This is a genomic window from Thiogranum sp. (assembly GCF_058323355.1).
In genome coordinates this window covers 39,865-60,879 of record NZ_JBTTIO010000059.1, presented here as the reverse complement: position 1 = coordinate 60,879, position 21,015 = coordinate 39,865, and the positions used below count along the sequence as shown (strand labels likewise).

At 58.3% G+C, this 21,015-nt stretch carries 23 protein-coding genes; 15 read left to right on the top strand and 8 right to left on the bottom strand.

The window, feature by feature from the left end:
- Positions 1 to 18: 18 nt before the first annotated feature.
- Positions 19 to 201: a hypothetical protein gene (locus ACW81B_RS08585; protein WP_491579807.1), complete on the bottom strand. Its 183-nt coding sequence runs from the start codon at positions 199 to 201 to the stop codon at positions 19 to 21.
- A 79-nt stretch (positions 202 to 280) separates the two neighbouring features.
- Here ACW81B_RS08585 and ACW81B_RS08580 point away from each other — a divergent pair, with 79 nt between their 5' ends.
- The 14 genes from ACW81B_RS08580 (at position 281) to mgtE (ending at position 12,201) form a co-directional block, all read left to right on the top strand.
- Positions 281 to 1,252 (top strand): calcium/sodium antiporter, encoded by a 972-nt coding sequence (locus tag ACW81B_RS08580; RefSeq protein WP_491579806.1) that lies wholly within the window; start codon positions 281 to 283, stop codon positions 1,250 to 1,252.
- A gap of 32 nt (positions 1,253 to 1,284) precedes the next feature.
- Positions 1,285 to 2,256 (top strand): KpsF/GutQ family sugar-phosphate isomerase, encoded by a 972-nt coding sequence (locus ACW81B_RS08575; RefSeq protein WP_491579805.1) that lies wholly within the window; start codon positions 1,285 to 1,287, stop codon positions 2,254 to 2,256.
- A gap of 10 nt (positions 2,257 to 2,266) precedes the next feature.
- Positions 2,267 to 2,794, top strand: a complete 528-nt coding sequence (locus ACW81B_RS08570; RefSeq protein WP_491579804.1) for a KdsC family phosphatase — start codon at positions 2,267 to 2,269, stop codon at positions 2,792 to 2,794.
- Between the two features lie 19 nt (positions 2,795 to 2,813).
- Entirely contained in the window at positions 2,814 to 3,332 is a 519-nt protein-coding gene (gene lptA, locus ACW81B_RS08565; protein ID WP_491579803.1) for a lipopolysaccharide transport periplasmic protein LptA, read from the top strand.
- A complete protein-coding gene (gene lptB / locus ACW81B_RS08560) occupies positions 3,329 to 4,054 on the top strand; it encodes an LPS export ABC transporter ATP-binding protein (RefSeq protein ID WP_491579802.1) in 726 nt (241 codons plus the stop codon). The genes lptA and lptB overlap by 4 nt, the downstream gene beginning before the upstream one ends.
- A 119-nt stretch (positions 4,055 to 4,173) precedes the next feature.
- Entirely contained in the window at positions 4,174 to 5,670 is a 1,497-nt protein-coding gene (locus ACW81B_RS08555; RefSeq protein ID WP_491579801.1) for an RNA polymerase factor sigma-54, read from the top strand.
- 23 nt (positions 5,671 to 5,693) lie between these two features.
- On the top strand, positions 5,694 to 6,020 hold the full coding sequence (gene hpf, locus ACW81B_RS08550) for a ribosome hibernation-promoting factor, HPF/YfiA family (protein ID WP_491579800.1): 327 nt from the start codon (positions 5,694 to 5,696) through the stop codon (positions 6,018 to 6,020).
- A 49-nt stretch (positions 6,021 to 6,069) separates the two neighbouring features.
- On the top strand, positions 6,070 to 6,543 hold the full coding sequence (locus ACW81B_RS08545) for a PTS sugar transporter subunit IIA (RefSeq protein ID WP_491579799.1): 474 nt from the start codon (positions 6,070 to 6,072) through the stop codon (positions 6,541 to 6,543).
- Positions 6,540 to 7,490, top strand: coding sequence for an HPr(Ser) kinase/phosphatase (gene hprK / locus ACW81B_RS08540; protein ID WP_491579798.1), 951 nt, complete (start codon positions 6,540 to 6,542; stop codon positions 7,488 to 7,490). The genes ACW81B_RS08545 and hprK overlap by 4 nt, the downstream gene beginning before the upstream one ends.
- Positions 7,487 to 8,341, top strand: a complete 855-nt coding sequence (gene rapZ / locus ACW81B_RS08535; protein WP_491579797.1) for an RNase adapter RapZ — start codon at positions 7,487 to 7,489, stop codon at positions 8,339 to 8,341. Before hprK ends, rapZ begins: the two co-directional genes overlap by 4 nt.
- Complete coding sequence (locus tag ACW81B_RS08530) at positions 8,338 to 8,748, top strand: PTS sugar transporter subunit IIA (protein WP_491579796.1); 411 nt, start codon at positions 8,338 to 8,340, stop codon at positions 8,746 to 8,748. Before rapZ ends, ACW81B_RS08530 begins: the two co-directional genes overlap by 4 nt.
- Complete coding sequence (locus ACW81B_RS08525; RefSeq protein ID WP_491579795.1) at positions 8,738 to 9,007, top strand: HPr family phosphocarrier protein; 270 nt, start codon at positions 8,738 to 8,740, stop codon at positions 9,005 to 9,007. The genes ACW81B_RS08530 and ACW81B_RS08525 overlap by 11 nt, the downstream gene beginning before the upstream one ends.
- On the top strand, positions 9,004 to 10,740 hold the full coding sequence (gene ptsP, locus ACW81B_RS08520; protein WP_491579794.1) for a phosphoenolpyruvate--protein phosphotransferase: 1,737 nt from the start codon (positions 9,004 to 9,006) through the stop codon (positions 10,738 to 10,740). The genes ACW81B_RS08525 and ptsP overlap by 4 nt, the downstream gene beginning before the upstream one ends.
- A 105-nt stretch (positions 10,741 to 10,845) precedes the next feature.
- A complete protein-coding gene (gene mgtE / locus ACW81B_RS08515) occupies positions 10,846 to 12,201 on the top strand; it encodes a magnesium transporter (RefSeq protein ID WP_491579793.1) in 1,356 nt (451 codons plus the stop codon).
- Between the two features lie 13 nt (positions 12,202 to 12,214).
- Here the strand turns inward: mgtE and ACW81B_RS08510 are convergent, their stop codons facing one another.
- Positions 12,215 to 12,775, bottom strand: a complete 561-nt coding sequence (locus ACW81B_RS08510) for a 2OG-Fe(II) oxygenase (RefSeq protein ID WP_491579792.1) — start codon at positions 12,773 to 12,775, stop codon at positions 12,215 to 12,217.
- A 59-nt stretch (positions 12,776 to 12,834) separates the two neighbouring features.
- On the opposite strand from ACW81B_RS08510, the gene yjgA reads away from it, so the two are divergent.
- Positions 12,835 to 13,353, top strand: a complete 519-nt coding sequence (yjgA, locus tag ACW81B_RS08505) for a ribosome biogenesis factor YjgA (protein ID WP_491579791.1) — start codon at positions 12,835 to 12,837, stop codon at positions 13,351 to 13,353.
- A gap of 11 nt (positions 13,354 to 13,364) precedes the next feature.
- Here yjgA and ACW81B_RS08500 read toward each other — a convergent pair whose 3' ends face one another.
- The 6 genes from ACW81B_RS08500 to rlmH all read right to left on the bottom strand — a co-directional run bounded on the left by ACW81B_RS08500 (position 13,365) and on the right by rlmH (position 20,994).
- On the bottom strand, positions 13,365 to 14,186 hold the full coding sequence (locus tag ACW81B_RS08500) for a carbon-nitrogen hydrolase family protein (protein WP_491579790.1): 822 nt from the start codon (positions 14,184 to 14,186) through the stop codon (positions 13,365 to 13,367).
- A gap of 7 nt (positions 14,187 to 14,193) precedes the next feature.
- Entirely contained in the window at positions 14,194 to 14,532 is a 339-nt protein-coding gene (locus ACW81B_RS08495) for a hypothetical protein (protein ID WP_491579789.1), read from the bottom strand.
- Between the two features lie 49 nt (positions 14,533 to 14,581).
- Positions 14,582 to 18,415: a YhdP family protein gene (locus ACW81B_RS08490; RefSeq protein ID WP_491579788.1), complete on the bottom strand. Its 3,834-nt coding sequence runs from the start codon at positions 18,413 to 18,415 to the stop codon at positions 14,582 to 14,584.
- 63 nt (positions 18,416 to 18,478) lie between these two features.
- Positions 18,479 to 19,942, bottom strand: a complete 1,464-nt coding sequence (rng, locus tag ACW81B_RS08485; RefSeq protein WP_491579787.1) for a ribonuclease G — start codon at positions 19,940 to 19,942, stop codon at positions 18,479 to 18,481.
- The gene (locus tag ACW81B_RS08480; RefSeq protein ID WP_491579786.1) at positions 19,932 to 20,552 is read right to left on the bottom strand and encodes a Maf family protein; all 621 of its coding nucleotides are present in this window, start codon (positions 20,550 to 20,552) and stop codon (positions 19,932 to 19,934) included. Before ACW81B_RS08480 ends, rng begins: the two co-directional genes overlap by 11 nt.
- Entirely contained in the window at positions 20,524 to 20,994 is a 471-nt protein-coding gene (gene rlmH / locus ACW81B_RS08475; protein WP_491579785.1) for a 23S rRNA (pseudouridine(1915)-N(3))-methyltransferase RlmH, read from the bottom strand. The genes ACW81B_RS08480 and rlmH overlap by 29 nt, the downstream gene beginning before the upstream one ends.
- Positions 20,995 to 21,015 lie beyond the last annotated feature (21 nt).

Here is a 21,015-nt window from a genome sequence, read left to right as displayed (position 1 = left end):
CGCTGTCGAAAGCGGCTATCAGCCGGATTCCGTTTTCTCCTGTCCGCAGCGCTCGCAACGGTAGCCGGTCACCAGCTTGCCCTGCTTGACATCGAAAGGCTTGTTAACCACCACCCACTTGTGAAATCCACGCCGGCACAGGGTATTGCCCCGGTGTTTTTTTGAGCCCTTCGGCCGCCTGAAATCAACGATATCGCCCACACCCAGCCCCCTCCCTGCAAACGGATTTGTCCCCGCCGGTACGAATCCCTACTATACGCCACCTATGTGGATTGAGCTTGTGGCCACGCTGGCCGGATTTGCGCTCCTTGTGTGGGGCGCCGAACGTTTTGTGATGGGCGCAGCCAGCACGGCGCGGCTGCTTGGCGTGTCACCGTTGCTGATCGGCCTGACCATTGTCGGCTTTGGCACCTCGGCGCCGGAAATTCTGGTTTCACTGATGGCCTCGATGAACGACAACCCGGGGCTTGCCGTGGGTAATGCCATCGGCTCGAATATCACTAATATTGCCCTGATCCTCGGCGCAACCGCGCTGCTTGTCCCCCTGTCGGTACATTCCGGTACCGTGCGTCGCGAACTGCCCATTTTACTGGGCACCACGCTCATCGCCTGGCTGCTGGTCAGTGATGGGCGACTGGATTTCGCCGACGGTCTGATCCTGCTCGGCGGACTGGTCGTCATGCTGGCCTGGGTGATCTGGCTGGGCCTGCACTCGCGAGGCAAGGACCCCATGGCCGCTGAAGATCCAATGGCCGCTGAATATGAAGCGGAAATTCCCACCGACATGCCGCTGGGTCGTTCGTTGTTCTGGCTGCTGTTCGGTATTGTCATTCTGGTCGCCAGTTCGCGGCTGCTGGTATGGGGCGCCGTCGGCATTGCCGAAGCCTTTGGGGTGAGTGACCTGGTCATCGGCCTGACCATCGTCGCACTGGGCACCAGCCTGCCGGAACTCGCCGCCTCGATTGCCAGCGCACTGAAAAATGAACCGGATATCGCCATCGGCAACGTTATAGGCTCCAACATGTTCAACCTGCTGGCCGTACTGGGCATTCCCGGCATCATTCGACCTGACGCTATCGATCCTGCCGTGCTGTCGCGCGATATGCCGATGATGCTGATACTGACCGTGGCACTGTTACTCATGGCGTGGGGTTTGCGGGGTGAAGGCCGTATCAATCGATTCGAAGGCAGCCTGTTGCTGGCCAGCTATATCGGCTACCAGAGCCTGTTATACTTCACCACCGTTCGCTGAGCGACAACCAGGCGTTAACAAGCCCTTATCCAATGACTGATGCAACACTGAAAAAACTGGGACTGGCCGTCCTGGACACCGAATCCGCCGCTATTGAGGCGCTGAAGACACGTATCGATGATGATTTCGTGCGCGCCTGCCACCACATGCTCGACTGCGAAGGCCGCGTGGTGGTGATCGGCATGGGCAAATCCGGTCATATCGGCAGCAAGATCGCCGCGACCCTGGCCAGCACCGGCACACCGGCCTTTTTTGTCCATCCCGGTGAAGCCAGTCACGGCGACCTGGGCATGATTACCGCGAAGGATGTTGTCGTCGCCCTGTCCAACTCCGGTTCGACAGAAGAAATCCTCACTATTCTGCCGATTATCAAGCGCCTCAATGTGCCGCTGATTTCACTCACCGGCAACCCGGATTCCCCCCTGGCGCAGGCCGCCAGTGTCAATCTCGACGTCAGCGTGGAAAAGGAAGCCTGCCCGCTGGACCTTGCACCCACCGCCAGCACCACCGCCGCCCTTGCCATGGGGGATGCCCTGGCCATATCGCTGCTGGAAGTCCGCGGTTTTACCGCCGATGATTTTGCCCGCTCTCACCCGGGTGGGAAACTGGGCCGGCGACTGCTGCTGCTGATCGACGATCTGATCCACACCGGCGACCGCGTACCGCATGTTCCGGCAGGCACACTGGTCTGTGACGCGCTGCTGGAGATGACACAAAAAGGTCTTGGCGCCACGGCCGTGGTCGACCACGACAACCGGGTCGAAGGTATCTTCACCGATGGTGACCTGCGCCGCGCGCTGGATCACGATGTCGATCTGCACAAAACCTCTATCGATGACGTCATGACCCGTAACTGCACGCTGATTTCACCCGGACTGCTGGCGGCCGAGGCCCTGCAGATTATGGAAGACGGTAAATTCAACGCCCTGCTGGTGGTCGATGAGGATAGAAAACTGATTGGCGCACTGAACATGCACGACCTGCTGCGCGCCGGCGTGGTATAGGCACAAGACAATGAAAGATATCCTGGAAAAAGCCGCCCGCATCAAATTGCTGATCTTTGATGTCGACGGTGTATTGACCGATGGCAGCCTGTTCATCGGTGACGACGGGCAGGAATACAAGGCCTTCAATTCGCAGGACGGCCACGGCATCAAGATGCTGCAAAAATACGGCGTACGCTGCGCCATTATTACCGGCCGTACATCAAAGGTCGTGGAGCACCGCATCCGTAACCTCGGCATCGAACCGGAACTGGTCTGGCAGGGGCAGCACGACAAGCTGCAGGGTTTTGCCGAACTGCTGAAACAGACCGGCCTGCAGGCGGGCGAAATCGCCTACCTTGGAGACGATGTGGTCGACCTGCCCGTCATGCGCAAGGTCGGCCTGGCGATCGCGGTTCAGGACGCCCACGCCTTCGTCGTGAAACACAGCCACTGGCAGACACCACGGGGAGGCGGGCGTGGTGCCGCACGCGATGTCTGTGAAATGCTCATGGAAGCGCGCGGCGTTTTGCAACAGGAACTGGAAAGTTACCTCTGATTACAGGTAACGTATACGCATGACACGCACCACGCATCTCATACTGCTGGTCCTGCTGATCCTGCCATCGTGGAGCCACGCCCTGTCCACCGATCGTGACCAGCCAATGATGATCGAGGCCGACCGCGTTGAACTGGATGATGCCAAAGGCATCAGTATCTATACCGGCAACGTCAAGGTCACCCAGGGCACACTGGTGCTGACCGGCGACCGCATGGTTGTGCATAACAAGGGCAGCGACATCGAGAAAGTACTGATGGACGGCAACCCGGCTACCTACAAACAGCGGCCGGACGGCAAGGAACAGGATGTCTACGCCCGCTCGAAGCGTATGGAATACTATACAGACCCGGAGCACATCATTCTGCTGGAGCAGGCCGAGGTCAACCAGGGCGGCGACGTACTGCGTAGCGAACGTATCGTCTATGACGTGGCAAAGGATCAGGTCAACGCCGGCACCGACCAGCCCAATGACCGGGTCATTATCACCATTCAGCCCAAACCGAAAAAAGACAACAAGGCCAGTCCTGCACCATGAGTCGACTGGAAGCCCGCGAACTCAGCAAGAGCTATTCGGGCCGCAAGGTTATCGAGTCGGTCTCGTTACACGTCGACAGCGGTGAAGTGGTGGGACTGCTCGGTCCCAACGGCGCCGGCAAAACCACCTGCTTTTACATGATTGTTGGCCTGGTGCCCAGTGACGGCGGCAGTGTCTGGCTCGACGACCAGGATCTGACCCCCTTCCCCATGCATATTCGCGCCCGCAAGGGAGTCGGCTACCTGCCCCAGGAAGCGTCTGTGTTCCGCAAGCTCAGTGTGGCGGACAACCTGCTTGCCGTGCTGGAACTGCGAAAAGATTTAAGTCGTCGCGAACGTGCCGATAAAATGGAAAATCTGCTGCAGGAACTGCACATAGAACACCTGCGGAACCAGAAAGGCATGAGCCTGTCCGGTGGTGAACGCAGGCGCGTGGAAATTGCCCGCGCACTGGCCATGGAGCCACGTTTCATCCTGCTGGACGAACCCTTTGCCGGCGTCGACCCGATTTCGGTCATCGACATCCAGCGTATTGTGGAACACCTGACCGAGCGGAACATTGGAATCCTCATTACCGACCATAACGTGCGTGAAACACTGGGCATTTGTTCACGCGCCTACATTATTGGCAACGGCCACACGCTGGCCGAAGGCTCGCCGGATGATATTCTTCAAAATCAGGAAGTTCGTGATGTATACCTCGGCGACCACTTCCGTATGTAAGCGGAAAAATATTTTCACTAAAACCTTCAATGGCACAATAAATGCAGTAGAATATCCCTCTGTAACCGGCTGTTTCCCTTTCAGCCGCGGCATAACAGAGACCGGTGACACGTAACCTTATGAAGCAGTCCATCCAGCTACGGCTTGGCCAACACCTTACGATGACGCCCCAGTTACAACAGGCGATTCGCCTGCTGCAACTCTCCACACTCGAACTGCAACTCGAAGTACAAACTGTTCTCGAATCCAACCTGATGCTGGAACGCGACGAGAACGAACAGGAAACCAAAGTCGAGACGGCAGCAGAAGCCGCACCTGACCAGGCGGCCGCCCCGGACGCAGAGCCGGTCGCAGCAAAAACAGAAGGTGTCGATGCCGAGGTTTCCAGCAATGCTGACACCATGCCCGACGAACTGCCCGGCGACACCAGCTGGGAAGACACCTATGACATGGGCGCCACCAGCCTCAGTACACCCGCTGGCGACAATGACCGGGACTTCTTTGAAACACACGTAGGCAGCAGCGAGAGCCTGCACGAACACCTTTCCTGGCAACTCGACCTGACACCGTTCAGCGATGTTGACCGTGAGATTGCCGAAGCCATCATCGACTCGATCAATGATGACGGTTACCTGAGTGTCTCGCTCGAAGAACTGTTTGAAAGCCTCGACATGGCACCGGAACTGGAAATCGGTGTCGAGGAAATCCAGGCCGTACTGCGGCGTATCCAGCACTTCGACCCGGTGGGTGTAGGCGCCCGTGACCCGGCAGAATGCCTGCTGATCCAGTTGCTGGCACTGGAACCCGAGACACCCTGGCGCAAACAGGCACTGATTCTGGTGCAGGAACACGTCACCCTGCTCGGAAATCGGGACTATAATCAGATTATGCGGCGCATGAAGCTCACCGAATCCGAGCTTCAGGAAGTGCTCAAACTGGTCCAGTCGCTCAACCCGCGGCCCGGCTCCCAGATCACCAGCGCTACCCCGCAGTATGTGGTCCCCGATGTATTCGTTACCAAAAAAAAGGGCAAGTGGCAGGTGGACCTGAACATAGAAGCAACACCCAAACTACGCATCAACAGCCAGTACGCCGGCCTGGTACGGCGTGCTGACAACAGCGATGACAATACCTACCTGCGCAATCACCTGCAGGAAGCACGCTGGTTCCTCAAGAGCCTGCAAAGCCGTCACGAAACCCTGCTCAAGGTCGCCCGCTGCATTGTCGAACGGCAACGCAATTTCTTCGAGTACGGCGATGAGGCCATGAAGCCGCTGGTACTGCGCGATATTGCAGAAACCGTGGAGATGCACGAATCCACCATCTCCCGTGTCACCACGCAGAAATACATGCACACCCCGCGTGGCATCTTCGAATTCAAGTATTTCTTCTCCAGCCACGTCGGCACCGACGACGGCGGAGAATGTTCGGCCACCGCCATACGCGCCATCATTAAAAAACTGGTTGCGGCGGAAAAGCCCAACAAGCCCCTCAGTGACAGCAAGATTGCCGCGCTGCTCGCTGACCAGGGCATCAAGGTTGCACGACGCACGATCGCCAAGTATCGGGAGGCGATGAACATACCACCTTCCAATGAACGTAAACGCCTCGCTTGAGGCCATGGACGAGGAGTACCTCCATGCAAATAGATGTTACCGGACGCCACGTAGACATCACTGAACCCATGCGGTCCTATGTTGCAGAAAAGTTCCAGCGGCTGGAACGCCATTTCGACCACGTCACCGATGTACACGTAGTGCTCAGCGTCGAAAAACTGCGTCATACGGCCGAAGCGACCATCCACATTTCAGGCGGCAAGCTGTTTGCCGACGATACGGAAGAAAACATGTACGCCGCCATCGATGGCCTGACCGACAAGCTGGACCGCCAGATCAAGAAACACAAGGAAAAGCTCACCGACCATCACCGTTCGGAAGGCGCCGAAACCAAGAAGCAGGCGCTTTAAACAGACCCATACACGGGAAACGCATGGGGCGTTTCCCGGAGCTGATGACATGCAAATTGCCAAACTCCTTGATCCAAGCCGTATTGCCTGCCAACAGGGTAGTTCCAGCAAGAAACGCGCACTGGAAACCCTCAGCAAGCTGCTGGCCAGCAAACTGCCTGACTTTACCGACGGAGAAATCTTCGACAGCCTGATCGGGAGGGAACGGCTTGGCAGCACTGGCCTGGGCAAGGGTGTTGCACTGCCACACGGACGCATGGGCGGCCTGGATGCCCCCGTGGCGGCCCTGCTGACGCTGGAACAGGGCGTGGATTATGACGCCATCGACAACCAGCCGGTCGACGTGTTGTTCGCCCTGCTGGTGCCCGGGGAGTCCACCGACGAACACCTGCAGATACTTGCGCAGCTTGCAGAAATGTTCAGTAATGCTGACTTCTGTTCAAAGCTCCGTAACAACCGCGACGCACAGGCCTGTCTTGACCTCATCGCCCACTGGAATGCAAACCAGCAACTCTCTGCATGAAAGGTTCTGACACCTCGATCGGCACCCTGTTTGACACACTGTGTGACAGACTGGAGCTGGAATGGGTGGGTAATCGGCAGGGCGAAAACCGTAATATCCAGAATATCGAGCCGGACAACGCCAAGACCGCCCTTGTCGGTCACCTCAACCTGATACATCCCAACCGCATACAGGTGCTCGGGGCCACCGAGATTCAGTACCTGGACCGGCTCACGGAAAATTCGCGGCGTGACCTCATTGACCAGCTTTTCGGTGGCAACACCGACCTGGTTGTCATCGGCAACGGGCAGGCCGTGCCGGCAGACATCAAGCAACATGCAGCAGCCACCTCCACGCCGCTGTTCACTTCGACGCGCCCGACAGCACAACTGGTCAACCACCTGCAGTATTACCTGACCAACCTGTTTGCCGAGAAAATCACCCTGCACGGGGTGTTTATGGAAGTCTTCAGCCTCGGCCTGCTGATTACCGGTGACCCGAGCGTCGGCAAAAGTGAACTGGCACTGGAACTGGTCGCCCGCGGGCACCGCCTGGTGGCCGATGACGCCCCCGAGTTTGCCCGCACCTCGCCTGACACGCTCAACGGACGCTGCCCCGAAGTCCTGCGGGATTTCCTTGAAGTGCGCGGTATCGGCATCCTCAATATACGCGCCATGTTCGGTGACAGTGCGATCAAGCAAAGTCGCAACCTGCGCCTCATCCTGCGACTGGTATCGATGAGCGAGGAACAGATGCACACCATTGACCGGCTGTACGGCGCCCGCTCCACGCAGACGATCCTCGGCGTCGAGGTACCTGAAATCACCCTGCCGGTAGCACCCGGCAGAAACCTCGCCGTACTCGCCGAGGCCGCCGCACGCAATCACACCCTGTTGCTAAAAGGATTCGATTCAGCGCAGTTGTTTGTGGAACGCCAGACGCGTTTCATGGACAATAACCCTTCGTGAAACTGATCATTGTCAGCGGCCTCTCCGGCTCGGGGAAAAGCGTTGCCCTGCATACGCTTGAAGACCTCGGCTACTACTGCATCGACAACCTGCCAGCCGGGTTGCTGGGCGCGCTTGCGCTCGAACTGAAACAGGCCGCCAAACCCGTCGAGAAAGTGGCTGTCGGTATCGATGCACGAAATCTCCCGCAGTCGCTGAACCAGTTCAGTGAAATCCTCGACAAACTGAAGGCACAGGGCATCAGCAATGAAATCCTGTTCATCACCTGCGACCCGGCCACACTCATCAAGCGCTTCAGCGAAACCCGCCGCCGCCACCCCCTGAGCAACGAGCATGTCTCGCTGGCCGAAGCCGTTGAGCTGGAACGCCAGCTGCTCGAACCCATCGCCAGGCGTGCCGACCTGTTCATCGACACCAGCCAGACGACCATTCACCAGTTACGCGACATGGTCCAGCAACGCGTAGACTGCCGGGAGGAAAGCCACCTGTCCCTGATGTTCCAGTCATTTGGTTTCAAGCACGGCATACCCAGCGACGCGGATTTCGTATTCGACGCACGCTGTCTGCCCAATCCGCACTGGCATCCCGAACTGCGACCGCTCACCGGGCGCGACGAGCCTGTTGCACAATATCTTGCTGGCGAGGCCCAGGTTGCTGCGATGGTCGACAATCTGACCGGTTTTCTCGACACCTGGATACCGGCCTTCGAAGCGGATAATCGCAGCTATCTGACAATTGCCATTGGTTGCACCGGTGGCCAGCATCGTTCCGTCTATCTCGTCGAGCGGCTGGCCAGGTACTTTGAAAAAAGCTACCCCGGCGTCACCACCCGCCACCGGGAGTTACCGTGAACGTCGGCATCCTGATCATTACCCACGGCAACATCGGCGCAGTGCTGTTGCAAACCGCGATTGACGTACTCGGTGTCTGCCCGCTGCAAACCTCCACCCTGTCTGCCCCGACAGACTGCGATCCCGAGCGGATACTGAAAGAGGCCATTATTCTGGCAAACCGGCTCGATAGTGGCGACGGCGTTCTGGTACTGACAGACCTGTACGGCTCTACACCCAGCAATATTGCCTGCCGCCTGCACGAGCAGCATACTGTTCGTGTTGTGTCCGGGGTCAACCTGCCCATGCTGATACGGGTACTCAACTACCCCGACATGGACCTTGACGAACTCACTCACAAGGCGGTCACCGGTGGCCGCGACGGTGTTCTGACCTGTAATGTTGAAGGCCCCCTGCATGCTGGATAAAAAAATCACCATCATCAACAAACTCGGGCTGCATGCACGCGCCGCCGCAAAGCTGGTTACCCTCGCATCGTCATTCGCCAGCGATGTAAAACTTGCCCGCAACGGGCAGGAAGTTAACGGGAAAAGCATCATGGGCGTGATGATGCTGGCTGCCTCGAAAGGTACCGAGATACGTATCATTGCCGACGGTGAAGATGAACACGAGGCTATCGAGAAGCTGACCGAGCTGATCGAAAACCGCTTTGGCGAGGAACAATGACCCTTACCATCACCGGCACGGGTATTTCACGCGGCATTGCCATAGGCCGCGCACAGCGGCTGGATGATGACGAACCGGAGATTTACGAAGCCGCCATACCAAAAGAACTGGTCGATGATGAGGTGGCACGCTTTCAACGTGCCGTGCAAACCGCTCGTCAGCAACTCAAGGAAATTCGTAACAGCATCCCCGAACACACCTCCGCGGATATCACGGATTTCATCGACACCCATCTGTTAATGATGGAAGACAGTATGCTGACCGCTGCCCCGATTGAGCGGATTCGTCGTGAACAATGCAGCGCCGAGTGGGCGCTCAAATCACAACGCGATGAACTGGCGAGGGTCTTCGATGAAATGGATGATCCTTACCTGCGCACCCGCAAGGATGATATCGACCACGTTGTCACACGTATTCAGCGTATTCTGATCGGGGAAAAGTCCAACACCCGCCTTGACAGTCAACATGCGCTGCAGGGTGCCATCATTCTCGCCCATGACCTCACACCTGCCGAGGCCGCCCTGCTGCAGCACCAGGGTATAGCAGGCTTTGTCACAGAATCGGGCGGCCCACTGTCACACACGGCTATCCTGGCGCGCAGCCTGGGCATGCCGGCCATTGTCGGCACTCATGTCACGCCGCAACAGGTTCGTGATGGTGACACCGTCATTCTCGATGGTATTCGCGGACTGCTGCTGGCCGATGTCGATGACGCGACACTGAAAGACTATCGCCGTCAGCAACGGCAACAGAAAAAGCGCCAGACCGAGCTGAAACGGCTGAAGAAAGAACCCGCCGTCACCCTCGACGATATCACTGTCAACCTGCTGGCCAATGTGGAACTGCTGGAAGACATTCGCGCCGCACGCCTGTTCGGCGCCGACGGTATCGGCCTGTACCGCACCGAGTTCCTGTTCATGAACCGTTCGGATATCCCCGGCGAGGAAGAGCAGCTGGGGCATTACCTGACATTGATCAGGTCCATGAAAGGCCTGCCGGTCACCATCCGCACCCTGGACCTCGGCGCCGACAAGGAATGTGGCGCACTGGACAATCACAACTGCCCCAACCCGGCACTGGGACTGCGCGCTATCCGTCTGTGCCTCAACAACCTCGAACTGTTCCGCCCACAGCTGCGTGCTATCCTGCGTGCCTCGGCGAAGGGGCCGGTCCAGATGATGATCCCCATGCTGTCCAGCGCCAGTGAACTCACGCGTGTACTGGAACTGGTCGAGGAAACCAGGCAGCAGCTCCACGACGATGGACTGGCGTTTGACGCTGATATGCCCGTCGGCGGCATGATCGAGGTACCGGCCGCCGCACTTTCAGCCGGCCTGTTTGCACGCAAACTCGACTTCCTGTCCATCGGTACCAATGATCTGATCCAGTATACACTCGCCATTGACCGTATCGATGACAGTGTCACCTATCTGTACGACCCACTGCATCCCGGTGTACTGAAACTCGTGCGCATGGTAATCGAAGCCGGACACCGGTACGGCACGCCGGTTGCCATGTGTGGCGAAATGGCGGGCGACCCGCGCTATACCCGCCTGCTGCTCGCCATGGGACTGCGCCAGTTCTCGGTACCCCCCACATCGTTATTCGAGGTCAAGGATGCGATCCGCCAGTGTGATACGACAATCCTCTCCAGGCTCGTTGATGAAGTCCTTGCCAGCGACGACCCGCAGCATATCCATGCCACCGTCGACGCCCTGAACGCACTCCGTTAAAACCGCCATTCGCCGGCACAAATCCGCACCCGCGGTTTTGTGCCGGCAGGCAGCCTGTTACACTGCGCAGCGATTATTCGTTGAACCGCTTGCGAGGCATTACGCGTGGATTCCGCAGAACAGCAAAACACCCAACAACGCCTGGAAGCGCTCACGGATGCCCTGCACAGCGGTGCGGCCGACCGGGTTCGCCAGTTGCTCTCGGATCTGCACCCGGCGGAAATCGGTGACCTGCTCGAATCGCTGCCACACGGCCCGCGTGAACTGCTCTGGGAACTGGTTCCCAGCGAAGAACAGGGTGAAGTCCTTGTCGAAGTCAACGACGAGGTACGCTCCGGCCTGATTGATGAAATGGAAACCCACGAACTGGTACAGGCTACCGGCGGGCTGGACACCGATGACCTCGCCGACCTGCTGCACGACCTGCCGGGCGCGGTTATCCATGAACTGCTGCTGTCCATGGACAAGCAGAACCGCCAGCGGCTGGAAGCCGCGCTGTCCTACCCGGAGGATACCGCCGGCGGCCTCATGGATCTCGATGTGGTCACTGTGCGCGCCAACGTGTCGCTGGACGTGGTGCTGCGCTACCTGCGCCTGCGCGGTGAAATACCGGAGCTGACCGACAGCCTGTTCGTGGTCAACCGTTTCGACCACTTCCAGGGTCTGTTGCCACTCAGTACGCTGCTGACCCGGGACCCCGATGCCAGTGTGGCGGAAGTCATGGAACGGGACATAGAAGGCATCCCGGCAACCATGAAAAGTGCCGATGTGGCGCGCCTGTTCCAGGATCGCAACCTCGTCTCCGCACCGGTCATTGATGACAACAACAAACTGCTCGGCCGTATCACCGTCGACGACGTCGTCGACGTTATCCGTGACGAGGGCGACCACAACATCATGAGCATGGCGGGCCTCGACGAAGAGGACGATATTTTTGCACCCGCCCTGACCAGCGCACGCCGCCGCGCGGTGTGGCTGGGCGTCAACCTTGCCACCGCCTTCCTCGCCTCCTGGGTGATCGGCCTGTTCGAAACCACGCTGGACAAAGTGGTGGCGCTGGCTGTTCTGATGCCGATTGTCGCCAGCATGGGAGGTATTGCCGGCAGCCAGACACTGACCATCATGATCCGCGGCCTGGCGCTGGGTCAGGTAGGATCCAGTAATGCACGTACACTGATGATCAAGGAGATCCAGGTCAGCGTCATGAACGGCCTGATCTGGTCGCTGGTGGTTGCTGTCATTGCGATGGCGTGGTTTCAGAGCACCAATATCGGCCTGATTATCGGTGCCGCACTGATCATCAACCTGATTTTCGCCGCTGTGGCGGGCTTTGCCATTCCGCTGCTACTGAAACGTGCGGGTATCGATCCTGCGCTGGCCGGCACCGTACTGCTCACCACGGTAACCGACGTGGTCGGCTTTGTTGCCTTCCTTGGCCTTGGCACCTGGTACCTGACCTAGGAGCCTGCCGGATTCAGGCAATCGGAGCGAGCGTAGTGGGAGCGTGCTCCCGCATGCCGAAGTTCATGCCGACGGACAGGCGGGTTCCCTCGCCAAGATTCTGCGTCACGTGGTGCAGTACATCGGGCGGAAACAGCACCAGCATACCGGCTTGCGGACGAATACATGTGCTGGCATTCCCCTGCTCCAGCACCAGGTCACCGGAATTTTCCGGTACGTTGATGTAATACACTCCTGACAGGCACTCATCATCGTCATCATGGCGGTGCGCCAGCGTGACGTGGCCGGGTTCCATTTCGTTCAGCCAGAAACCGACCTTTGGCAGATCATCGCTTTGCAGCCAGGCCGCCGCCTCGCGACACGCCACATCCAGTACAGGCTGTATCGTTGTCAGTACCGAGGCCGGCACCCAGGTATTCTCGTAGCGTCCTTCAAAGTAATGGCTGCGGGTGATCTCCGCGGAACCCTGATCCACCAGCATGCCGTACTGTACCCGAATGGCATCGTTCAATTGCTCGCTGTCCGCCAGCTGTAGAATACGGTAATGAATGCTGAAATCCTGTCTCTTGCTCATAAATGAATTAGCCAGTTGAGTTACCCTGCTCCATAATACACCCTGAATATGACGAGCTGATGATCGAGCCGATTGTGGAAGAAGACGAATTTGACCCCGCCGACCTGCCGCCGAGCAAGACCCGGCGAAAAAAGGATGCCGACGCGCTACAACAACTCGGCACGGATCTGCTTGAATTGCCGGAAGCCGACTGGACCAGGCTGGCCTTGCCCGAATCCCTGATTGATGCCCTGCGGGAAATGAAACGCATCCACTCACGCAGCGCCCTCAAACGCCAGCGGCAGTTCATCGGGCGTCTGATGCGGGATGTCGACCCGGAGCCCATTCAGCAGCACTTCGAGCAACTGCGCCAGAAAACCCGCCAGCAGGTGCAGGCGCATCACGCACTGGAACAATGGCGTGATCGTATGATCGGGGAAGATGACGCTGTGATCGAGGCGTATTTGCAGGAGCATGGCAACGCTGACCGTCAGCACCTGCGCCAGCTGGTACGCCAGGCGCGCAAGGAACGTGATCAGAATAAACCGCCAAAATCATCGCGTGCCCTGTTTCGCTATCTCCGGGAAATGGCGGAATAACACCTGCGGTGTCAGACGCGACAGGTGATGTTGCGATGATCCAGGCAGGGAAAACTGCGGCGTATGCTGTTCAGGCGTTCGAGATCCATATCGGCGCACACCAGTCCCGAGCCGTTGGCCAGTTCGTTCATGATGTTACCCCAGGGGTCAACAATCATACTGTGGCCGTGGGTCTCGCGACCATTGACGTGGTACCCGCCCTGCCCGGCAGCCAGTACGAAACACAGGTTTTCGATGGCACGGGCACGCACCAGCGTTTCCCAGTGCGCCTTGCCGGTAATAGCGGTAAAGGCGGAAGGCAGTGCAATAATGTCCATCCCCTGATCCAGCATGGTACGAAACAGTTCAGGGAAGCGCAGGTCATAACAGACCGCCAGACCCAGACGGCCAAACGGGGTATCCACAACCACCGCTTCATCACCGGCTTCAATGGTATCTGACTCTGTGTAACGCTCGCCATTATCCATCACCGAAACATCGAACAGGTGGATCTTGTCGTAGCGTGCAACCCGGTTTCCCCTGTCATCGTACAGCAGGCAGGCGGCACGGATCCTGTCATCGGCTGAGGCCTGCATGGGCACGGTTCCACCCACCAGCCAGATACCGTGCTTCGCCGCCTGCTGGGAAAGGAACTCCTGTATCGGCCCGCCTTCATCCGATTCACGTACCGCAAGCTTGTCGGCCTCTTCCTTGCCCATAATGGCGAAGTTCTCCGGCAGCACCACCAGCCTGGCGTCTTTTTCAGCCGCCATGCCGATAAGCCGCTCGGCCTCGAGAAGATTGGCGCCAACATTAGGCCCGGAGGCCATCTGAATACAGGCTGCGATTGTCACGGCTCTATTACCTCGTTAATTCCAGTTCAATCTGATCCGGCTGGCGGCTGCCCGCCACCAGTTCCTGCTGGCCTGAAGGGACCCCCAGCGCCACCAGCCAGGAACGTAACTCGTTGGCCCACAGCAACCCTTCCTCTCCACCCGGGTAACGCACAATCAGGCGCCGGCCTGGCTGGCGTTCCCAGGCCTCGACCACTTCCGGCAGGGGTGACATCTGCACCATGACGGCACCGTCCCGCGGGCGCGCCCATTCATCGGCACCGAGCAACCAGACACGACCGGCGGCAGATAGCTGGCCGGCGACACTGCTCAGCGCTGCTACAATAATGACTGGCAGGACATTCATCCGCGAAGCATAACACAAGGCCGCGCCGCGCCCGCCACACTGCCGACCGTCACGGGGTGTCTTCTACGGCGGGTTGATGTGACTCTGCCTGTGGCTTTTCCGGTTCCGGTTTCAGGCGCACATAGACGGGGTTTTCCCAGCTGCCGGTGACCTTGTAACGCACCTGTGCCATACGGTTAAATTTCTTGCCCACCAGCCGTTCCGCAAGAAACACTGCCGCACCGACAGCCGGCCCACCCGCAATAGCACCGGCCAGTGGCAGACTGGAACTCACCTGCGGCGTCACCTTGACCAGTTGATCGTAGTCACGCGCTGCCAGTCCGGTACGACCTGATATTTCGATAATGGCTGACGACCCCTGTATCACAAAGTCTTCCGTATAGGCGTTTCCATCGCTCAGGATAAATGTTCCCTTCATTTTGTCGAAGCTGAAACCTTCTTTTGTCAGGTCGGTAAAATCCAGCGCAAGACGTCGCTGCAATGAATTAAGGCTGAACAGGTTGAGCAGCTTGCCGGCACCTTCCCTGACCTCGACCAGGCGTCCCTTTCCTGTTTCAAGTTTGATCTCGCCTTCAAGCACCGAAAGCGTGAAATCGGCCGGGCTCCCCGGCCAGTCGAGCGATGCGCGGCCCTGCATTTTCCCACCCTTTATCGAGCCACGATCGCCAAACAGCTTGACCAGCTTGCCAAGTTCCCCGCCAGTGATATCGGCACGAAGACGGGTACTCTGTTTCCCGCCCTGCTGCAGCCAGGCCCCCTCTCCCCGGAACACAATAGCTTCGGCGTCAACCAGGAGTTGCGGGAACACCATCCCCTCACCCACACGTTCACCACGAACAGCAATTCTGCCAAGGTCGTATGGTCCCAGCTGCAACCGGCCAATCTTCACATCCAGGTTGGGTAAACGTTCCGGCGTCAGCACAACACGTGATTCATCCGACGGACTTTTCTGCATCTTTACGGCAGTCAGGTGATCCAGTCGCAGTGTGAGCAGCGGGGCAGCAGCATCAATCGCGGGTGTCCAGTTGGCCTGACCTGCCATATCACGGCCAGCGATCGTAAAACGCCAGGGATCCTGCGTACGACTGGAAACGTTCAGCGCCTGCGCCGTAAACCCGAGCAATGAGGCCTGGCGTATATTCAGATCCGTGGAAACCGGCGGGATCGTGCCCGCAGCCGGCGCACCTCTGCCGGCAACGTCACGCAACAGGTCGATCCATGCATCGAGATCAAGTACGTCCAGCCAGCCATCGACGGATATTGCCTCTGAAGGAGGAAGACTGGCCTCACCTTCGCCAAAGTGGACGCCCGCCTTGCGCAAGCCAGCGTTTCCCTCGCGCAACAATAACTGTAATGAGGCGACCTTCCCAAGCCTTACCACGACTGGCTCAACCGATAACTGGCCGGGTACCCAGCCAATTGATACTGGCCTGACATCCTCAGCCGACTTGGCAAAAGGAGGAGGCAATTCTGTTGTTACGCCTTTCAGGTCAGAGCGCAGCTCAAGCATTACCGGGCGCCCGGCAGTATTTGTGCCTGCCGGAATTTTCAGCAGGACGTGCCAGTAGGTGGCCCCGTCCATGTAGGGTGCCATGCGCGGGAATGCCTTCTCAAGCAGACTGACCAGTTCAAGATTTCCCTCGGCATCGACAACGGTACGCCGTAACCCTGCGGAGCCCTGCGGGTAGACGGAAACCTTCACGGGATGATCAAGCAACCTGGCACTGACATCCTTTGCCGTGACGCCCTGGCCGGTGAAATTCAGCACGCCATTTACATCTTCAAGTGAAATGTCGCTGTCGACGGCCTTCAACGTGTTGCCACGCAAAGCGACCTGACCTTCAACCTGCAGTTTTCCCAGATCCTTTCGTAACGGGATACGCAACCCCAGTTGCAGCACCGCGTCCCCACGGGTTGTGGTTCGATCCACCAGTTGCCCGAAACGATCCCGTAGCGGGCTGTAGTTGATATATGCCAGCAAACTTTCCAGCGTTCCACTCACCGTACCGTTAATAGCCAGAACCGGCCTGGAGAAATCATCGATCACCGTAACAGCACGCTCGACACTGGCATCCAGAATCGTTGCCGAGGTACCGGTAACACGCATGGACCGGCCAACAAACCGGGCTGAACCCTGTAATGCGTCCAGCTGCCCCCATTGTGGATGATAGTCCAGCAGAACATCATCGAAATCGAAGCGTACTTCCAGTCGACCGTCCCGCTGGTCGAACGGCACATGATTCAGGGGCCCCTGCAACAGAAAACGTATATTTTGCGCATTGCCGCGCTGAAAGGCGTTACGCAACCACTTCAGCGCCTTTGGCCGCATCACCTTGTCCGGCAGGTAGCGTTTCACCTCCGTCACGGGGAACTCATCTGCCTCCAGCTGCATATCAATCCACGGCACAACCTGTCCCGGCAACCAGTCGAGTTGCAGGCGCGTTCGCGTATTGAGTGAAGCGGATGACAATAACAGCTGGTCGGAGGTCACCCGGAAACGGTCAGCCAGGCGTTGCCAGTACAGGCGTCCGGAAAGGCGGGATATAGCGGGTGTTTCGGAAAAGAATTCCGGTAATTGCAAACTGACAGCCTGGCTGTCGAAATCGATACTTCCGACCTGAAGATTACCTTCAAGCCTGCCGGAAAGCCCTGTGACGCCGGGCAGACCATTGGCAGCCTGGACACCGAGGTGTTCAAAACGCGACCGCAGTGACATGTCCGGTGGCGCATTGTCATGGAGGTATAGCTCGAACTCTGTATCTTTCAGCGCGCCGCGCGGCTGCAGGTGTTCAACCTGGTGAAGTATCTTTGTGCCAATGCCCGGCAACAAGGGCAATATGTCAGCAACTTCCGAAATCACCACATGGCTGATACGCCCCTGCACTGACAACGACTCGCCATTCCTGAGCGTGGCACGCATTCGGGTTTCCGGCCACACCTCCGCCTGCTCACGTTGCAGTCTGAATTTCTGCAACTCCAGTGACCAGCCACCGTCTACCGCACGCAGACTGAAACGACTGGAAAGCACATCGGCAGCAAACGAAACGTCTGGTTTGTCAGGCCGTGACAGCTGTGGTTGTGTCATATTAACCGAACCGGCACTCCAGCTGAGTTTCCTGTCCCGGACACTGGCCCACATTTCAACATCAACATCCCCGGCAGCCGTGTAGCCCAGCGGTTCCGACAGTCCCGCTATTGCCGACAGATGAAGGCCCTCGGTTCTGAGATAAATTCTGCCACGCCAGTCCTGCGGCCTGCGCAGTGGTCCCGACATATCCGCTGCCAGTTCGATCTGTTTCCCGTAGTACGCGTTCACATCGGTCTGAATCAGCAGCTGGTGACGCCAGCCATTGCTTTTCAGCTGTGCAGACAGGTCTGTGAAATGGACAGGTTGATCAAGTAGACCCGGATCCTGCCAATCGAGTGTGACCTGTTCCAGCGACACGCTTTCCTGGCGCATCAACCAGTAAAAGGCTTCCATCCCCGCAGCATTGGCCTGTGTTCCCGAAAGGTCAGTGCGCAGGGCCAGCCGCGCACCAATAATACGGATACCCGACGTCAGCCATTTTTGCCGCCACAATGAGTCGATAATGTTCAGGCCGACCTGCACCTCACCGACTTCCAGTTTTCCGTTCGGGAAAGCCGCATCGTGGATAACCACCTGCTGCAACCTCAATACCGGCGACAACCGGTACCAGGCGGCATCCATGGAACCGATTTCTACCGGTCTGTCCAGAACGTCCTCAACCAGCACTTCTACCTGTTCACGGTACTCGGCCATGCCGGGCAGCAGCAACCGCGCCGCACTCAGTGCAAGTGCCAGTCCGACAACCAGCGTTGCAACCAGCCACCACAAGGTATTTCCCAGCCGGCGCAAAACCATCAGTCGCGTCCCCGCCGCCTTGCGGACATCGTGCTGACAGAAGAAAAGACAGACAGCATTTGCCTAGAGCAGGACAACGTCGAACAGCTCCTGCGTGTAAAGCGCCTCAACCTGGAACTTGATCGGCTTGCCGATAAAGGCTTCCAGTTCGGCCAGACTGGTGGACTCTTCGTCCAGCAGCAGGTCGACGACTTCCTGCGATGCCAGCACCAGCAGCTGTTCTGCATCGAACTGCCTCGCTTCACGCAATATTTCCCGGAAGATCTCGTAACAGACGGTCTCGGCCGACTTGATCGATGCGCGTCCACCACAGGTCGGGCAGGTTTCACAGAGTATATGTTCGAGACTTTCGCGGGTACGCTTGCGCGTCATCTGCACCAGCCCGAGACTGGAAATCTCGCTGATATGGCAGTTGGCGTGATCCCGTTCTATGTGTTTTTCCAGCGCGCGAATGACCTGGCGCTTATGATCCTCGTTCTGCATATCGATAAAATCGACAATGATAATGCCACCGAGGTTGCGTAACCGAAGCTGGCGCACGATAGCCTGCGCCGCCTCCAGGTTGGTCTTGAAGATGGTTTCTTCCAGGTTCCGGTGACCGACATAGGCACCGGTATTGACATCGATGGTCGTCATGGCCTCGGTCTGGTCAATGACCAGGTGCCCACCGGACTTGAGCTGGACCTTGCGTTCCAGTGCCTTCTGGATTTCATCATCGACACCGTACAGGTCAAAGATCGGCCGTTCACCCGGGTAGTATTCGAGTTTGCCTTTCAATGCCGGCGTGAACTGCTCGACAAAACTTTCCACGCGCTGGAACGTCTCACGCGAATCAATGCGCATCTTTTCGACCTCGGAATCGGAGATATCACGCAGCACGCGCAACGCCAGCGGCAGGTCCTCGTGAACCACGCCACCGGGTCCGGCCCTGCTGATATTTTCCTGTATGGAAGACCACAAACGCTGGAGGAATTCCAGGTCAGAGGCAATGGCTTCGGAGGGAGCCTCCTCTGCTGCTGTACGCAGGATAAAACCGCCACCCTGCTCAGCGCGGGCCTGCAGTACTGCATCACGCAGCCGCTGACGTTCTTCCTCATTCTCGATACGCTGGGAAACGCCGACATTGCGGGCGCCGGGCATGAACACCAGATAGCGTGAAGGAATGGTGACGTGCGTGGTCAGGCGCGCCCCCTTGGTACCGAGCGGATCCTTGATCACCTGGACGATAATTTCCTGGCCTTCCTGCAGCAGCCTGGCAATATTGTCCTCACCATTCTGCTCAGACTTCTCGTCGTCATCCGCGCTCGCAATATCCGAGGCATGCAGGAAGGCCGCCCTGTCCAGGCCGATATCCACAAACGCGGCCTGCATGCCGGGCAGTACCCGGCTGACGACACCCTTGTATATGTTACCCACCAGTCCGCGCCGCCGCGCACGCTCGATGAAGACTTCCTGCAACATGCCATTCTCGACGACCGCCACCCGTGTTTCCTGCGGCGTCACGTTGACCAACAGTTCAACTGTCATACTGATTTCCTGGAAGCTGAATCCCAAATTCCTGTAACAGCTGCGCCGTCTCAAACACCGGCAGGCCCATCACACCGGAATAACTGCCGTGCAACTGCTCGATAAATATTGCGCCTGCGCCCTGTATCGCGTAACCGCCGGCCTTGTCAGCCGGCTCGCCGGTACGCCAGTAGGCGGCGATCTCCTCGTCTGTCAGCGCACGCAAACGCACCCGGCTCTCACTGAGCCGGTACGCCTCGTGCCACCCCACCAGCGCGACAGCGCTGAGCACCCGGTGCTCACGCCCTGACAGCTGCCGCAGCATGGCAGCCGCATGAGCCTCGTCACGCGGCTTGCCGAGAATTTCATTATCGACCACAACCGCTGTGTCGGCACCCAGCACCGGGACTTCATCATCGCCCAATCGGGCCTGAACCGCACGGGCTTTCTCCAGCGCGAGGCGTACCACGTAGCCACCGGCAGGTTCATTTTCCCGTGGTATTTCATCGATTTCTGAGACCTGCTGATCAAACTGAACGCCAATCTGGTGTAAAAGTTCCTGTCGGCGCGGGGAGGCGGAGGCGAGAATGATTTTCCCCATGTCAGGCCCGGTGGTAAGGGTGGCCGGCATTCAGTGACCAGGCGCGATACAGCTGCTCGGCAACCATCACCCGTACCAGCGGGTGCGGCAGGGTCAGGGGCGACAATGACCAGTGCCGGGACGCCGCCTGCAGGCAGTTTTCGGCCAGCCCGTCCGGCCCGCCCACCAGCAGGCTGATATCCCGGCCATCCTGCATCCAGTCGTTCAGTTGCACGGCAAGCTGTTCTGTCGACCAGGGCTTACCCTTGACGTCCAGGGCAATCACCTGGTGATTGTTCCCGATAGCCGCGTGCATACGCCTGCCCTCCTCCTCGACAGCACGCGAGACCGGTTGCGACTTGCTGCGCTGCGCCAGCGGGATTTCAGTGAGGTTCAGGCTGCATTCGCGGGGTAACCGGCGGGCGTATTCAGAATAGCCGTCACTGACCCAGCCCGGCATACGGGTGCCAACGGCAATGAGATGAATTTGCATGGAAAGATCGTATAACGTGGC

Coding starts and splice junctions, on each gene's coding strand:
- ACW81B_RS08570 (WP_491579804.1), top strand. CDS start 2,267: ATGAAAGATATCCTGGAAAAAGCCGCCCGCATCAAATTGCTGATCTTT.
- ACW81B_RS08545 (WP_491579799.1), top strand. CDS start 6,070: ATGCAAATTGCCAAACTCCTTGATCCAAGCCGTATTGCCTGCCAACAG.
- ACW81B_RS08525 (WP_491579795.1), top strand. CDS start 8,738: ATGCTGGATAAAAAAATCACCATCATCAACAAACTCGGGCTGCATGCA.
- ACW81B_RS08480 (WP_491579786.1), bottom strand. CDS start 20,552: ATGCCGGCCACCCTTACCACCGGGCCTGACATGGGGAAAATCATTCTC.
- ACW81B_RS08575 (WP_491579805.1), top strand. CDS start 1,285: ATGACTGATGCAACACTGAAAAAACTGGGACTGGCCGTCCTGGACACC.
- ACW81B_RS08490 (WP_491579788.1), bottom strand. CDS start 18,415: ATGGTTTTGCGCCGGCTGGGAAATACCTTGTGGTGGCTGGTTGCAACG.
- hprK (WP_491579798.1), top strand. CDS start 6,540: ATGAAAGGTTCTGACACCTCGATCGGCACCCTGTTTGACACACTGTGT.
- hpf (WP_491579800.1), top strand. CDS start 5,694: ATGCAAATAGATGTTACCGGACGCCACGTAGACATCACTGAACCCATG.
- lptB (WP_491579802.1), top strand. CDS start 3,329: ATGAGTCGACTGGAAGCCCGCGAACTCAGCAAGAGCTATTCGGGCCGC.
- lptA (WP_491579803.1), top strand. CDS start 2,814: ATGACACGCACCACGCATCTCATACTGCTGGTCCTGCTGATCCTGCCA.
- ACW81B_RS08555 (WP_491579801.1), top strand. CDS start 4,174: ATGAAGCAGTCCATCCAGCTACGGCTTGGCCAACACCTTACGATGACG.
- ACW81B_RS08495 (WP_491579789.1), bottom strand. CDS start 14,532: ATGAATGTCCTGCCAGTCATTATTGTAGCAGCGCTGAGCAGTGTCGCC.
- ACW81B_RS08510 (WP_491579792.1), bottom strand. CDS start 12,775: ATGAGCAAGAGACAGGATTTCAGCATTCATTACCGTATTCTACAGCTG.
- rlmH (WP_491579785.1), bottom strand. CDS start 20,994: ATGCAAATTCATCTCATTGCCGTTGGCACCCGTATGCCGGGCTGGGTC.
- ptsP (WP_491579794.1), top strand. CDS start 9,004: ATGACCCTTACCATCACCGGCACGGGTATTTCACGCGGCATTGCCATA.
- yjgA (WP_491579791.1), top strand. CDS start 12,835: ATGATCGAGCCGATTGTGGAAGAAGACGAATTTGACCCCGCCGACCTG.
- rng (WP_491579787.1), bottom strand. CDS start 19,942: ATGACAGTTGAACTGTTGGTCAACGTGACGCCGCAGGAAACACGGGTG.